Raw genomic sequence first — 15,301 nt, 5'->3', positions numbered from 1 at the left:
ACACGCTGAAAGCCAGCAAAAAATGCTGGCTTTTTGATCTGCTTTTATCGTCCAATAAACAGCTGGTTGGTCATCACATTCGCACTTCCGCTGCTTTGGTAGCCTTCTACAGTAAATGCCGTTTCATACATTTTACCCATTGGCATGCCTAAGCTTTCCCATTTATTAAAATGCGCACTGACGGAAACCGTTCCGCTTGTACGCTTGGTTTGACGTACACTCCAATATTGCTTGAAGGTCGCAATCCCGATAATGGAAGGCTGATTGACACGGGTCGTTTCATAAATGTCATATGTGCCTCCATCTGCATAAAATGATCCTTTATACGCTCCTGTTGGACGATATGTGCCCCATGAATCAACAATGTAGTATTCTGCTAATGGAGATTGTGTCCAGCCATAGACACATAAATAGGAATTCCCGCCTGGGTTAAAGGCTGCGTTGTAATTGATGGAGATGTTGCCAAGCTGATGATGAGTTTTAGTGGAATCAAACTTCTTTCCTTTCCGAAATAAAGCATTTCCGATACTGTTCCAGCCTGCAGTAAATGCCCCGCCGTTATTGAGTGTCATCGAGGTGTTTCCATGATCCTTCCATAATTCATAATCGTATCCGCTATGTGTACCCATTTCATTATTATAAATCGTTTTCGCATCAGCTGGCACAGCCGTCAGTGTCAGCACAAATCCAATACACACCACAAACAATAGCCTCAATCTTTTCAAATTCATTTTCCATCCCTCTCCTTTTTTCATTCGTATTGTTCTGTCATCCCTCAGATGAAAAACCCATCACCTCCTTTCATGAAGCTCATTCTGCTAGATGGAACGGTACGGCTTTAACTCGGCATGGATGTCTTTTGTTTGTGTATAAATCCTTTGATACAAATGAAATAAATCGGCATATACTTCTGCATACTGCTGATTTGGCTCATAGACAGCGGCTTGATGGATCAATTGATTAGCACATGCTTCAAGTGACGGATACCACCCGCAGCCAACCGCAGCAAGCATGGCAGCACCTAATGCAGGCCCTTGTTCATTGTCTAACTGGATGACGTCAGCCTGAAAAATGTCTGCTTGCATTTGAAGCCATGTCCGGCTTCTTGCACCGCCGCCAATGGACACAATAGAATCTATGTTTTTTCCTGCCTGCCGGAATAATGCGATAGATTCATTTAGCGAAAAGGTAATTCCCTCTAACACAGCCCTGACAACATGTGCCCTTTCATGCCTGCTGTCTAATCCAATCAAGCTGCCGCGGATGATCGAATCCGCATGAGGTGTTCTTTCCCCGACTAAATAGGGAGTAAAAAGCAATCCTTTCGCTCCTGGCGCAACATGAGCCGCACCTTCTAAAAGTGATTGGAACGATTCCTCAGGTGCCAGTAAGTGTTTTGCCCAGTTAAGACTATATCCCGCTGAAAGGGTGACGCCCATTGTGTAAAAAGCGTCTTTTTTTGCATGGTGAAACAAATGCAAATTCCCCTGAAGTTCCCTTTCATGATCTTCTTCATAGGAGAGAATGACCCCCGATGTGCCGATGCTGCATAACGTGCGGTCAGAGGATAAGATACCAGCACCAATTGCTCCGCAAGCATTATCTGCCCCGCCGGCAAAAACCTTCACGCCTTCTTTCATCCCAACATCACGTGCAATGTGCGGCAAAAGTGTACCAACCTCCGCCTCTGATGTGACAAGCGGCGGGCAAATATGAGGAGAAATGTCAAATGCCTGACAAATCTCCTCACTCCACGTCTGTTCACCGATATTTAACAGCAAAGTGCCCGCCGCATCAGAATAATCAATATGGACAGCGCCTGTTAAACGAAATCTGACATAATCTTTTGGGAGTAAAAACATGTCGATTTGTTGATCAATATGTGGTTCATGTTCCTTTACCCATAGTAATTTAGGCAGTGTGAATCCTTCTAACGCCTGGTTTTTTGTGATCTTTTGCAGCCGGTCCCCCAGCTTTTTTGTCATGTGTTCACATTGTGCTGTCGTTCGTGTATCATTCCATAAAATTGCAGGGCGGAGCACTTCGCGAGATTCATTTAATAGAACCAACCCATGCATCTGTCCGGAAAAGCTGATGCCTTCGACTTGCCTTGAATGAACAGGCTGCTTTGCCATCAGTTCTTTCATCACAGCTATTGTCTGCTCTACCCAATCCTCGGGGTGCTGCTCACAATATCCCGGTTTCTCTTGAATGAGGCGGTACGGCTTAGAGGCTTCGCAGCACACCCTTCCGCTCTCATCGACTAATATCGCTTTGACCCCGCTCGTTCCAAGGTCAATTCCCATCACATATTTCATGTTTTCACTCCTTTAAAACAAGTCCGCCCCTTCAATTAATCTTCTAACAAGTATTGATTTAATCGGGCCTTCAGCTGTTCCTCTCTTCCCGATTCGTTTCTGATCAAAGGATGTTTCAGCGCATATTCTTCTAATGTATGAAAGTTTGCCTTCCCTTCTGAAATGTCACGCCCAATTCCTTCAGAAAAGCTGCGATACCGGTGCTTTATCACATCCTCAAACACACGATCTTCTATGAGTCTATGAGCGACCCGCAGTCCCTTTGCGAATGCATCCATTCCGGCAATATGGGCATATAAAATATCTTCAAGTTCAAAGGAAGCTCTTCTCACTTTTGCATCAAAGTTGAGACCGCCAGCCCCCAGACCGCCATTTTGCAAAATTTCATACATGGCAAGAGTTGTGGCATACAGATCGGTTGGAAATTCATCTGTATCCCACCCAAGAAGCGAATTTCCTTGGTTCGCATCAACAGAACCAAGCAGCCCATGAATTCTTGCGACACGTAATTCGTGCTCAAACGTATGGCCAGCGAGTGTCGCATGATTGGCTTCGATATTTAATTTAAAATGAGAATCTAATCCGTATTGCTTTAAAAAGGCGATGGATGTCGCTGCATCTGTGTCGTATTGATGAGTTGTTGGTTCCTTTGGCTTTGGCTCAATTAAAAATTGACCTGTATACCCAATTTCTTTTGCATAATCTACAGCCATATGCAAGAAGGCTGCCATGTGATCAAGCTCTCTTTTCATATCTGTATTAAGCAGCGTATCGTACCCTTCTCGTCCACCCCAGAAAACATAATTTTCTGCACCGAGTTCTTTGGCGGTTTCGATGCCTTTTTTAACCTGTGCGGCCGCATAGGCAAAGACATCTGCATGACAAGATGTCGCAGCACCGTGTACAAATCTAGGGTGCTTGAACATATTGGCCGTGTTCCACAGCAGCTTTACTCCGCTTTGCTGCATGTATTCTTTCATTCTTTCTAAAATGATGTCTAATTGTTGATTGGTCTCTTGAAGCGTCTCTCCCTCTGGCGCGATATCGCGGTCATGGAATGAAAAATACGGTACATCTAGTAGGTCAAAAAGCTGAAAAGCGACTTCCAATCTAGCTTTTGCTAAATCCATTCCGCTATAGGAGTCCCATACTCTCTGCATCGTGCCAGTTCCAAACATGTCAGTTCCATCAGCGGTTAATGTATGCCAATAAGCGACTGAAAAACGCAGGTGGTCTTTCATTGTTTTTCCGCCAATCACTTCGCTTGGATTATAGTATTGAAAGGCGAGTGGATTTTTTGATTGTTTTCCTTCATATTGAATTTTGCTGATTCCTTCTAAGCTGTATAACGTTTTCATATTTGATTTAGCCATTCTTCATTCCTCCTGAGTACACTTTGTAAGTTGATTCAACAAACTAACGATCAATGTATGAGAAAATCTCTTTGAATTTTCCATATTTTTTAGTTTTTTAGAAATATTTTCGTTATAATAAAGTTAAAATCATCTTTTTTATCGAATACATGCGAAAAAAAGCAGCTCTTCTCAACTTAATCTAAAGACGAAACAAATGGAGTGGATAACGTGGATATCGCTGATCAGAACTTTGTCAAAAAAATAAATCAAAAACTATTATTAAAAGAAATTCTCCAGCATGCGCCCATTTCGAGAGCAAAATTATCTGAACGCACTGGATTAAATAAATCGACTGTTTCTTCTCAAGTAAGTACGTTAATGAAGGAACATCTTGTCTATGAAATCGGCCAAGGTGAGTCTAGCGGCGGGAGAAGACCGGTTTTACTGATGTTTAATAAACGTGCTGGCTGCTCCATCGGGATTGATGTTGGTGTTGATTATGTCAATGGCATATTAACAGACCTTGAAGGGTCCATTCTTTACGAAGAGCAGATCAAGCTCCCACCGAGCTCTCCTGATGTGACGATACGTAAATTAATTGAATTAATACAGCAGCTCATCACACAAATGCCCTCTTCCCCATACGGGCTCATTGGCATTGGTCTATGCATACATGGGTTAGTAGATGCAGATGAACAAATCGTGTTTACGCCTCATTCCAAATGGAAAAATGTTGATCTGAAAAAGCCGCTCCAAGACACATTCCAAGTGCCGATCTTCATTGAAAATGAAGCAAATGCCGGTGCATATGGTGAAAAAATCTTTGGTGCCGCTAAACACTATGACCATTTGATTTATGCAAGCATCGGCACTGGCATAGGGATCGGAATCATTATCAATCATCATTTATACAGAGGAGCTTTCGGCTTTTCTGGTGAAATGGGACATATGACGATTGATTTTAATGGACCAACATGCAGCTGCGGGAACCGTGGGTGCTGGGAATTGTATGCATCTGAGAAAGCCTTGTTTCAGTCTCTTCAAACAGATGGTCAGCCCATCTCCCATCAAGACCTGGAACAGCTGGCCAAGTTAAATGATATGAGAACGCTCAATGCTCTGCGCAACTTTGGTTTTTACCTTGGCGTCGGTCTCACAAACGTCCTTCATACCTTTAACCCGCAAGCCATTATTTTAAGAAACAAAGTGATCGAATCACATCAAACGGTTCTACATGTGATTGGGGAGGAGGTATCCTCGCGAATGGATACGCAATTCAGCTCACAGATAGAGCTGCTCCCCTCATCATTAGGACACAATGCACCAGTATTGGGGATGACATCTCTTGTCATAGAAGCTTTCCTGCAAGATGCCACCCTCACAACATGATCTATTTGTTTTCCAATAAAGACAGCCCGTAGCGCGTTGTCTTTTTTTTATTCATCTGTTTCCTCATAGCGAAAATAGTGAAAATCAGCAGGCAGACGCTCGCCGCTCGTATCTTGACACTGCATACCGACAAACGCCCCTGTAAAAAATCCCCCACCTCTAATGAAATCATCGGATAAATGGATGGATTCAAGCGGCACATCAATTTCCTTCCACTCTTTTTGATCAAAAGAATAAGAATATTTATATGTCTCTTTCTGAACGGTCACTTTTAAATAGACATAAGTGACCTCGTCTGGAATGATGATTTTATGTGTCAATGGCTGAGAAAAGGCAAGGTTTTCACAGACAGATAGCTCAAGCGTGCGCCCAAGTTCCTCATCATATGTCACCTGGAGTGCTGTCCAGTTTTCCGTATTATAATAATTCACAAGACCAGCGCCTTGCTGAAAGTTTTCTGGGAAGAACGAAACAGCTGTCTCTGCTTCAAAATAAAAGCTTTGCCAGCGCCTTGCAACAAAAGCTTGGGTAAACTTAGACGTTAAAGATTCGTGACCGAATAACCTTAAATGCTGAGGTTTCTCCGTTAACGAACCAATCTGATCGGTAAACGGAATTCTTAATGTTTGGAAGTGTCTATTTAGTGTTGATTCTTTAAATTCATCGACTGTATGGTAGGTTGGTGCAAAAACCTTTTCTTCGATCTTTGGCGCTTCAACCTCAAGCGTCCCCTCTTTTCCGCCTACAACATAAGGCCAACCATCCTTCCATTCGAGCTTTTGTATGGCTGTTTCTCTTCCTAAAGGGCACCATCCTCTCTGTTGAAAAATAGATTCCTTGCTTGATTGAATCGGGCGGCCAGTGAGATGAGCGAGATACCATTCATTTGTATGCGTTTGAACGATTGAAGCATGCCCGCATTTTTGAAGCGGATGTTCAGGCGCATGGAAAGCACTTAAAATCGGGTTATCAGGATGAACCTCATAAGGCCCTTCAATATGCGGGGACCGGGCGATCGTTGCCGCATGCTCATACCTGGTACCTCCTTCTGCCGTTAATAAATAGTAGTAGTCACCGATATGATACAGATGCGGCGCTTCTGTCAGTTTAATCGGTGTGCCTTTAAAAATGACCTTCCTTTGACCGATGAGCTTCTTTTCAGCCACACTATATTCCTGCAAGGCAATACCTGCAAAGGAATGGTGCTTTTCCCTATGATCCCACAGCATATTTAAGACGTATTTCTTCCCGCTTTGATCATGGAATAAAGATGGATCAAACCCAGAGCTGTTGAGCCGGATCGGTTCACTCCAATCGCCGTCCACTTCGCTTGCCGTGACCAAATAATTATGACCGTCTTTAAATGGACCATCCACTACTTTGATATCTGAATAAATAAGCCAAAACTGCCCATCCGCATAGCTTAAACACGGTGCCCATACTCCGCCAGAATCAGGATTTCCCTTCATATCCAGCTGTGACGTTTTTTGCAAAGGACGCGCAGCAAGATGCCAATGGACGAGATCCTTTGAATGATAAATTTGCACCCCTGGAAACCACTCAAATGTAGAGACGGCCATATAATAATCTTCTCCGACACGACAAATACTTGGGTCGGGGTTAAACCCTTTGAGCACTGGATTGGTAATCTTCATTGAACTTCCTCCTCTTTCAGAGACCTACATTTTAAAATCGTCCATATGATCGATATATACCTTGTCTCTGTTCTCAAGCTCCCGTACGACTTTTTTATGTTTTTCTTCATCTAGGTTATAAAAATTAATATCCACCATCGCTAAAATCAGTAAGCATACAGGAATCACCGTTGTCGTGATTAAAATGCCAAGTAATGCTTCTGGTGTTTGCACTTGATTCGCAATATAGCCAAAGCGATCGAGTACAAGCCCTGGCACAATCCCGCCTAATGCCATTCCAAATTTAAAGAAGAATCCGATGATGGCATAGATGAGTCCACCCATCCTTTTCCCTGTTTTATATTCGCCATATTCAACGGTTTCAGGAATGAGCGCCCACATATATGCACCGGCTGTAATACTTCCTGCAGCTGCAACTAGCCTGAAAATAAGTATTAAAGTGATTTGACTCGGCGGTATCACAAGTAATGCAAGAAGACCTACGATATTCAGCAATAATGAATAATTCAGCAGCTTTTTCTTTCCTAACAGCTTGTGCAGTTTTGGAATAAACGGCAGCACCATTAAAGCAGGCAGACTCCCAATGAGTCCGTACCATTTCACTAAATCTTCTCTGCCGAGGTTATAGGTCACATAATAGATCCCAACAGAGTTGCTGATCGAGTTCACGCCAAAAATAATAATAAAGAAAATGCTTAATACAACAAGCGGACGATTCACACGTAACTGGACAAAGATATCACTGAACTTAATTTTTTCCTCCGGCTTTTGAAGCGTGACACGTTCATTCGTGCTTTTAAAACAGAAAATAAGTAATGCACCGCCAAGAACGCCGAGAAAAGCCATCGTCATCTGCCAGCCGAGGGCTGTATTTCCTGTTTTATCACTCAAAAAAGTCGCAAGAAAAGGAACAAAAAAAGCAACAACTAGACCTCCGAGATTAGCAAAAAGCATACGAACAGACGTAATACTGACAACCTCTTGGTTATTTCTTGTCATTGCGGATGTTAAAGCACCATAAGGAACATTGATGAATGTGTATGTAAGCGATAAACCAACATACGTGATGTAGGCATAAACGAGTTTACCCATTTCAGAAAGATCAGGTGTTGTAAAGCAAAGGATGGCGAGTACCACAAAAGGAAACGCCCCGAATAACAAGTAAGGTCTGAACCTGCCAAAACGGCTGTTCGTTCGATCCACCAATGCACCAATAAACGGATCTGCAAGCGCATCAATGGCCCGAACAACTAAAAACATCGTCCCTGCTGCTGCCGCTGATAAACCATACACATCTGTATAAAAAAATAATAGATACGTAGAGACAGTTGCATAAATTAAGTTACATGCGAAATCTCCTGAAGCATATCCCACTTTTTCAGACATACGAATCTTTTTTAAATTCTCACTTACCATGAGCTTTCTCCCTTCTTCTCTTAGCCTCTTCTAATGAACAGATGATGGAGGGCAGCAGCAGTCAATGCAATGAATATAAAGCGCTTTCAATTTGTTGTAAAAATGAAGCTGAAAATCTAACCCTTTCAGCTTAGCCCACATACGCAGCAAATGATTTGAATGACAGAATCATCCCCTTCAATAGTCGGATCATCACTTAGATCTCATCTTAGTTTATCGACTAAACAAACTAAGATGAGTTCATTTTATAAAATCTGATCTGACTTTTCAATATTTTTCGAAAAAATAATCCAAATAATTGATTTCTTGTCATTTTTCTGCTGAAATGACGTGAAAAACTGAAGTGAATCATTTAATGGTTGCAATTCAGCTCATCCCATGCTATATTTATCAAGCGATGAGCTGAATTGTGTAAGTCGGGTAACATGTCTCCTTGAGACACACACGAATGTGGCGTGTGGTTATTCCGCCTCAATACGCAAAAGACATCTTCTCAGGAAGATGTCTTTTTTCTTATCCTATTTTTGTCCCATTTTCTACAGGCTCATCTGTTGCTAGTAATACTACGTCTTCTTTTGACGGCATGCCCCCTAATACAAGCACTTCTGACTTGAACCCTGCAATTCTTCTTGGCGGAAAATTGACGACTGCTACGATTTGCCTGCCAATGATATTCTCAGCTGTATACCGTTTTGTCAGCTGAGCACTGGATTGTTTTAGACCAATCTCTTCACCAAAATCAATCTTGAGTTTTAATGCAGGTACTCTTGCCTCTGCAAAGAATTCTGCTTCGATAATCGTCCCAACACGAATATCTAACGCTAAAAACTGTTCAATATCTGCCATCTGATTCTCTCCTCTTCATTCCAGGGTAAGTTCATTTACTAGAGACATCCATTGTTTTTTCATTGTAGCACATTCATTTCGTAAAAAAAGTGAGTCAAAAAGCCGATTCATCGCAAATCCAACCTTTAGTTTACATAATAATTTTATTGTCTTGTATTAAATGTTTGCATCCTGAAAATTAATTCAGTAAAATGGCAAATAATCCTACTGCTTCCTCCCAAATATATTGGGGAGGGGTTAACACTTGTTTACATTATCGGATATGTGGACATTTTGCTGGTCGTTTTTCGTCATTCTTCCTATCGTTGCCATCTTGCATCAGGTTGGCCATATTATGGTCGCGTGGATGTTTGGCGCAAAGGTTTCTTTTGCTCTTGGCAGAGGCAAAAAAGTATTGAAAATAGGCGTTGTTGAAATTAGACGTATCTATTTTCTAGATGCATTTTGCCATTATGAAGAAATGAGGAAAAATAACCGATTCTCGCACATTCTTGTCTACCTAGGCGGATCATTATGCAACCTGCTCAGTGTTCTCATCCTGAATACAATGATCGCCAATGATATCCTGCCAGAACATCAATTTTTCTATCAATTTGCTTACTTCTCTGTCTACTATGTATTTTTTGCACTGCTGCCAGTCCAGTATGCAGATCATCATCCGAGTGATGGGCAAGCGATTGTGAACATCATTCGGCACGGTGAACCATGTGACATCATTGACTAACAGGATGGCTTCCGGCTGTCAATTTGATAATGAATCGTTAAAAAGGGAATACCGAATAGCTTCATTTGATGAACTGCTGTGAGACTTTTATCTGTCTCCGGCTTCATATGAAAGCTTTCTTCCATTGGCAGTTTCATGGTGATAAAAGGCGTATGCAAATACAATCCTTCGTCACCGGTACTGCCTTTTGGACATGCACTTTTTAAGAGAAAGTCTTCCTTTTCATTAAAAGGTTTTAAAATGGCGGTCATCTGAGAATATGGAAGCGGCAGCGCAATATTCATATAGCCCGCAGCTGCATCGTGATGATGAGCATAAAGTGCAAAAAAGACCTGCTCCCCTTTTTCGTTGTGACGAATCCACGCCCTGACTTTCTTTCGCTCTTCTTTAGGATGTTGAAATGTAGTCAGACGTCCCTTCATTTCATATGGGATACGAGATGTTCCTAAATAGAGCTGCCCTATTTTCTTAAACATGGGCTGAAGTAAAAAAACAAACGGCCTCACCCACCAATGAAAACAGACTGCTGATTTTAACGTAAATGCCGTCGGATTTTCATAAAACCTCCGAATCACAGGTGATACCCTTTCAGCTGAAAACGTCGTTCCATTTAAATCATCAAGTGAATCGACTAAACCGAGCTTCTCGCGATCATGCATTCTTTCCTTTTGAAAAGAGATCTTATGAAAACGGCCATGCACGCTTGATATCGGAAAGTTCTTCTGTATCAATTGATCCTTTGGCCCTTCGATCAGCCATCCAATCAGACCTGGTAAAATCACAAAAAAGGCATTGATACTGCCATGAAACCAAATCATCTGATCAATACTGATATAGGTCACGTGCATGAGCATGCCGGCAGAATATAGAAGAGATAGCACGATCGTCGCCATTAAGATGCAGCTAGAAAACACAACCAGCCTTTTTGCCACAGTCGATCGAAACCTTGTTCTCATACAAAGAATGCCGTACAAATAGAGTGCAATGACATATAGCATAACGCTGAACGTATCAAATAGACGGGAGAAGCTAATCCCAACAGCAATCATCACAGGCGACAGCAAAATCACCCAGCCTGCCCCTTTGTATAAAACTGTCTCTTTTTCTCTCTGTCTCCCTAATAATCCATAGAAAAGCGGGATAAAAAAAGCAGAGTAATGAAAATGAATAGCAGTCAAAAGCACGATGATTGGTGAAAAGGTCATCACCTGTATATCTGCTGTATACAGCCAAAACCAAAGCCCGCCTAAAGCGAGATACATCCATGCACCATCAATCATCAATTCATGAAGCGGAACGGTTCCCCTTTTCAGCAAACGAGTAAAGCCATATAACGCCAAAATGATCGTATACAAAAACCATCCCGATGCAAACAAAGCAGAATGATAGATAAATGCAGCCGTTGCACAAAAAGCAGCTAATGGAAAGGCTTTCATTAAAATACCGAGCAGTACTCCCGGCTTACTCTCACTCTCTTCCTTCGCAAAAAAAGCTAACACTGCAGGAAGGAAAAACAGAATCGCTATCAGTACAAAAAACTCTGCTATCGGACCTGTCATCAAACGGGCGGCGATAAAACAACACATGAAGAGAAGGCTTGATATCAAGTGCCATTTATTCATCATGAGACTCCACCCTTTCAGTAAATCGGCCTTTATATGTAAAAAGAGTGCCAAACAGTCGATTTTTCACATGCACATGAATCGTATACTCATCTGTACGCTCGTCGTAGCCTTCTGTGACATCTGACTCACCATAAAGCCATGAAGGCAGCGGCCACTCACGTCCAAACATCAACAGTTTCTGCTGGCCGGATTGAATGTGAAGGAACCCGTACTTTGTTACTGTAAAATGAAGCTCTGACATAAGAAGTCGAGGCTTTCCAAAATAGTCTAGTACTTTATGACTCTTCTCATCAATGATCATATCTGCATCAAAGTGCCTTTCCTTCTTTGGGAAATAAAACGTACGGAACCAGTGCATGCCTTCCTCTCCCTTATTTGTCATAAAGGGTTTATTCACAATTCGGAAGGGAATGTTTTTTCCTCTCTCGGGGAAAAAACAGCGAAAGTGTGGACCAATTTTGAAGAAAAATCGAATGAGCCTCGTTCCGCCGCCTATTTCCTCCATAGTGCCTTCAGCGGTAAACGCACGGTTGTATCTCTCTTTTAATTTTGGATGAAGCTTATCGTAATCCTTTACTTGATGACGATGAACGACCATGTCTACCTCCCCTTTTCCGTTTGATCGAAAATACATCTATACAATCTTTTAAATTAATCATTCCTCCAATGGATAGAATCAAAAATGCACTCATCACAAGCGGCTCATGAAGTGTCGATTGTGGGGATACAATCCCGATACAAAGCATCATCAGCAGAAACACGCTTTGAAGAATGAACAGATATTTCTTTGATAGCTTAGGTATCAGCCACGATACGCCTATCAGGGCATAAAACAACCGAAATCCGGTGCTATGATCAAAAGCGGAATGTGAAAATGGGATGACCGCTTGGCATAGCCAGACGATGGCAAACAGCAAACAAATTCCATAATGGGCAAGGGTTCTCTCCAGTAACAACCGAGGGTGCGTTCCCTTTTCAAGCCACGTCTTTAGTGCGCCAAAACTAAAGGCCGTCATAAATCCCATCATCGGGCGAAAAAGAAATCGATCTGCCCACGCCCATCCTTTTCCTTCTTTCGTTTTGTAATCAAATTGAGTTTGAAACACAATATGATCGTTCGTTTTCACATATTTCCAATAGCCGCCGCCTTCTTTGATAAAAGACAACGGGTGTGACGATTTAAATTTCAGCGAGGATGCCCGTTCATTCCGTTCATCCATCATTCTAGTTCGATATGCTCCTGTCCCTGTGACACTTACACCAAATCCAAGATGCTTTTCATACAAAAAGGTTTGGGGCTGTTCATCTTGAGGTTCATTTAATGAAATGGTTGAAAAGCGCAAATCCCACTGTTCATGAAGCTTTGGATTTTGCGTATATTCCCATACTTTCTCTAAAGGTGCATGAATGGTTGTTTCCACATAAACAGGCTTTCTTTTCATCTGCCTCTACTCCTCTATGTGAATTATTTCACATAATAAGCATACCATGTTTCACAAAACTGTCAAATCTTTATTCATTTTTTCTTAAAAAATTGTGCCATTTATGATATCGGTTCGCTGCAAAAAAAAGACCTGTCATATAGACAGATCTTCTTTTTGCAATACTCCTGTGATATAGAGCCGAACCGCATAGCTCACACTTTCTTCAAGCTGTTCTTTTCGTTGAAATCCCTTTTTATTAGAAATATCACCGAAGCCGTGCAGTAAGCTTCTCAGTCCTCTGACAACATGCGTCATTTCCTCTTCCTTTACACCAAAGCGTGACATAATGGATTGAACAAACTGAACAAGGCGCTCTGCTGCAAGTCGTACTTCTTTTTCGTTCATATGTGAAAAGGCAGCTTCATAAAGACCGGGGTGTTCTCGGACAAATTGCACATATTGTCTGGCAAAGGCTAAAACAGCTGCTTCTTTTTCCAGCCCCTCTGTGACTTGCATCCCTTCCTCACAAAGCATGGACAGCCCCCTTACTGCGAGTGCTGCCTGAATCTCATGAAGGCCGGATACGTGATTGTAAAGAGAAGGCGGTCTGATGTTCAGCCTTTTAGACAATGTAGCAATGGTCAAAGCGGAAAAGCCCTCTTCATCAACAAATGCTGCCGCTGTATCCATAATTTTTTCTTGTGTAATTCCCATTCTTGGAGACACGGTTTACTGCCCTCCTTTTTTTAGCTGGTGCTGCCTTTTACGGACGGCAGCTTGAAGCTTTTCATGAGGTTCTATCATAAGGTCACCATGTCCGGCAGCAAGACAGGATAAGCGCAGCGCTAGTAATTTTTCAGCGCTTTTTAGTGCTGTTTCTGCATCCCATGTGGCAAATGCCGGGAACGGAAAGCTCCACCGAAACTCACCAGTTACCGATAAGCCGCCTTTTGTCACAAGTGCATCACCTGCAATGACAACTCCTGACTTTTCATCGTATAAAGAAATGCTGCCAGGTGTATGGCCAGGTGTTGCAATCACTTTGAAGGGCCCAATCTCATCTCCTTCTTCGACAAGCACATCTGGTTTTGTATGAATATTTTTCATAAAACTGCCTTTGATTTTTTGCTGGGGTTCACTAGGCAGCAAGGAAAAGTCACCTTCAAAAAGGCGGGCATCACGTTTTGATAAATAGACGACTGCCTCGGGAAAAGCCTTTTTCACCTCATCTAATGCACCGATATGATCCATATGGCTATGAGTGAGAATAATCTTATGAATTGGTTTGTTCTTTTTACGGGCAAATTCGATGATCGAGTTCGCCGCCATTTTTAAAGCAGCATCAATTAAAATGAGTCCTTCCTCTTCCTCAAATACATAGCAATTTACCGGAAATAATCGCGGCATCAATGTAAGCTGGTGCAGACGGTCAAAAGTTGTTAATCTCATGATTGCCCTCCTAAAACTAATGTCGTTAGTTTTATATTAACTAATGGTATTAGTTTTAGCAAACATTTTTTCATCAACCGCAATATAAATATCAATTTGCGCTTCTTTTGGATCAATAGATCTTTCATCATACCATTCAAAATCACCTGTATAAGTGCGGTATTGTCGCTGATCCCACGTCCAAATCTTGTGCCATGCTTCAAGCACAACCTCTTCAATTGGTCCCTTTCTCGTTTGAAATCTTGCGTAGGTGGACGCAGGAATCTCTATGACATGATCTCGATGCTGCCTCGCGAACTGCCCAGCCGTGAATAAATACGAGCCATGTTCATCTTTCTCATAATCTGAATAAAGACCTATGACTGGGGCTTGTCCCCCATGAAGCTGCTGCGCAAAAAATTCCTGCCAAAGCGGCGCAATCTTCCGCTCTTTTGTTTGCTCTATTTCGTTTGTAGTTCGAACAGACAACCCTTTGATCCATTGTTTTTCTAATGTCACGATATCGTACATACATTCTCATCTCCTTTTCTCCCATCATATAAAAAGAAACCTGACAACTGTGTGTCAAGTTTCTAATCTCTTCATAAATTGTTTTAATTTGAGATCAAACGCTTCCTTGATGTGCTGAGGTGAAAGAATGTCGACGTCCGGTCCTAAATGGAATAGTAAACTGTGCAGCCAATCATCTTGCGGCACGGTCAATGCTGCCAAATAGGTTCCATCTGAACTGACGATCAATTCGTTCTCATCCATCCATTCCTTCACTTTGCCAACTGATGCTTCCGTTAACCTGAGCGTGAGCGTTGTGACTGAAGGTTCTTCATGCCAAGAGTCATTCCAAGGCTTCTCTTCATTTTTGATTCTTTTCGGCCTGAAATATGCTGAAATGGTGATGAGGTCTGTCATTCTTGTCAGCTTGAACAGACGAAAAGCTTTTTTCACACAACAGAACGCATACAAATACCAATGCCTTCCTTTTAAGACAAGCGTATAAGGCTCCACTTTCCGTGGAAGTGTTTCACCTTTTGCATTGCGATAAGTGAACTGGATGAATTGATGCGCGGAGGCAGCGGTATGGATCAGCTGCAGCTTCTTCTCAG

The 15,301-nt window shown here is 42.1% G+C and carries 15 protein-coding genes; 2 read left to right on the top strand and 13 right to left on the bottom strand.

Annotation, left to right across the window (positions count from 1 at the left end):
* Positions 1 to 44 precede the first annotated feature (44 nt).
* From AC20OE_RS09535 to xylA, 3 genes are all read right to left on the bottom strand, one after another.
* Entirely contained in the window at positions 45 to 731 is a 687-nt protein-coding gene (locus tag AC20OE_RS09535) for a glycoside hydrolase family 11 protein (RefSeq protein ID WP_099663417.1), read from the bottom strand.
* A gap of 87 nt (positions 732 to 818) precedes the next feature.
* The gene (xylB, locus tag AC20OE_RS09530; protein WP_099663416.1) at positions 819 to 2,318 is read right to left on the bottom strand and encodes a xylulokinase; all 1,500 of its coding nucleotides are present in this window, start codon (positions 2,316 to 2,318) and stop codon (positions 819 to 821) included.
* A gap of 35 nt (positions 2,319 to 2,353) precedes the next feature.
* Entirely contained in the window at positions 2,354 to 3,691 is a 1,338-nt protein-coding gene (gene xylA / locus AC20OE_RS09525; RefSeq protein WP_099663415.1) for a xylose isomerase, read from the bottom strand.
* A 210-nt stretch (positions 3,692 to 3,901) separates the two neighbouring features.
* Between xylA and xylR the strand changes: the two genes are divergently transcribed.
* Positions 3,902 to 5,062 (top strand): transcriptional repressor XylR, encoded by a 1,161-nt coding sequence (gene xylR, locus AC20OE_RS09520; RefSeq protein WP_099663414.1) that lies wholly within the window; start codon positions 3,902 to 3,904, stop codon positions 5,060 to 5,062.
* A gap of 47 nt (positions 5,063 to 5,109) precedes the next feature.
* Here xylR and AC20OE_RS09515 read toward each other — a convergent pair whose 3' ends face one another.
* The 3 genes from AC20OE_RS09515 to csaA form a co-directional block, all read right to left on the bottom strand.
* The gene (locus AC20OE_RS09515) at positions 5,110 to 6,717 is read right to left on the bottom strand and encodes a glycoside hydrolase family 43 protein (RefSeq protein ID WP_099663413.1); all 1,608 of its coding nucleotides are present in this window, start codon (positions 6,715 to 6,717) and stop codon (positions 5,110 to 5,112) included.
* 24 nt (positions 6,718 to 6,741) lie between these two features.
* The gene (locus AC20OE_RS09510; protein ID WP_039179225.1) at positions 6,742 to 8,133 is read right to left on the bottom strand and encodes an MFS transporter; all 1,392 of its coding nucleotides are present in this window, start codon (positions 8,131 to 8,133) and stop codon (positions 6,742 to 6,744) included.
* A 513-nt stretch (positions 8,134 to 8,646) separates the two neighbouring features.
* Complete coding sequence (gene csaA / locus AC20OE_RS09505; protein WP_039179228.1) at positions 8,647 to 8,979, bottom strand: chaperone CsaA; 333 nt, start codon at positions 8,977 to 8,979, stop codon at positions 8,647 to 8,649.
* 244 nt (positions 8,980 to 9,223) lie between these two features.
* On the opposite strand from csaA, the gene AC20OE_RS09500 reads away from it, so the two are divergent.
* A complete protein-coding gene (locus AC20OE_RS09500) occupies positions 9,224 to 9,703 on the top strand; it encodes a hypothetical protein (RefSeq protein ID WP_039179231.1) in 480 nt (159 codons plus the stop codon).
* Here the strand turns inward: AC20OE_RS09500 and AC20OE_RS09495 are convergent.
* The 7 genes from AC20OE_RS09495 to AC20OE_RS09465 all read right to left on the bottom strand — a co-directional run bounded on the left by AC20OE_RS09495 (position 9,700) and on the right by AC20OE_RS09465 (position 15,281).
* Positions 9,700 to 11,328, bottom strand: a complete 1,629-nt coding sequence (locus AC20OE_RS09495; RefSeq protein ID WP_247544564.1) for a YndJ family protein — start codon at positions 11,326 to 11,328, stop codon at positions 9,700 to 9,702. The two genes, AC20OE_RS09500 and AC20OE_RS09495, sit on opposite strands and share 4 nt — an antisense overlap.
* The gene (locus AC20OE_RS09490; RefSeq protein ID WP_039179234.1) at positions 11,318 to 11,926 is read right to left on the bottom strand and encodes a DUF4166 domain-containing protein; all 609 of its coding nucleotides are present in this window, start codon (positions 11,924 to 11,926) and stop codon (positions 11,318 to 11,320) included. The genes AC20OE_RS09495 and AC20OE_RS09490 overlap by 11 nt, the downstream gene beginning before the upstream one ends.
* Positions 11,889 to 12,770 carry a membrane protein gene (locus tag AC20OE_RS09485; RefSeq protein ID WP_039179237.1) on the bottom strand — a complete coding sequence of 294 codons (882 nt, stop codon included), beginning with the start codon at positions 12,768 to 12,770 and terminating at the stop codon, positions 11,889 to 11,891. The genes AC20OE_RS09490 and AC20OE_RS09485 overlap by 38 nt, the downstream gene beginning before the upstream one ends.
* Positions 12,771 to 12,905: 135 nt before the next feature.
* Positions 12,906 to 13,478, bottom strand: coding sequence for a TetR/AcrR family transcriptional regulator (locus tag AC20OE_RS09480; protein WP_058837910.1), 573 nt, complete (start codon positions 13,476 to 13,478; stop codon positions 12,906 to 12,908).
* A gap of 3 nt (positions 13,479 to 13,481) precedes the next feature.
* The gene (locus AC20OE_RS09475; protein WP_058837911.1) at positions 13,482 to 14,201 is read right to left on the bottom strand and encodes an MBL fold metallo-hydrolase; all 720 of its coding nucleotides are present in this window, start codon (positions 14,199 to 14,201) and stop codon (positions 13,482 to 13,484) included.
* 36 nt (positions 14,202 to 14,237) lie between these two features.
* A complete protein-coding gene (locus AC20OE_RS09470; RefSeq protein ID WP_039179246.1) occupies positions 14,238 to 14,711 on the bottom strand; it encodes a GyrI-like domain-containing protein in 474 nt (157 codons plus the stop codon).
* Positions 14,712 to 14,765: 54 nt separating this feature from the next.
* Positions 14,766 to 15,281 (bottom strand): helix-turn-helix transcriptional regulator, encoded by a 516-nt coding sequence (locus AC20OE_RS09465; protein WP_487268816.1) that lies wholly within the window; start codon positions 15,279 to 15,281, stop codon positions 14,766 to 14,768.
* Positions 15,282 to 15,301 lie beyond the last annotated feature (20 nt).

It is taken from the genome of Bacillus sp. SRI_025 (assembly GCF_057592095.1).
Note: the sequence above shows the minus strand (reverse complement) of the source record. Positions and strands in the feature narration are given on the sequence as shown.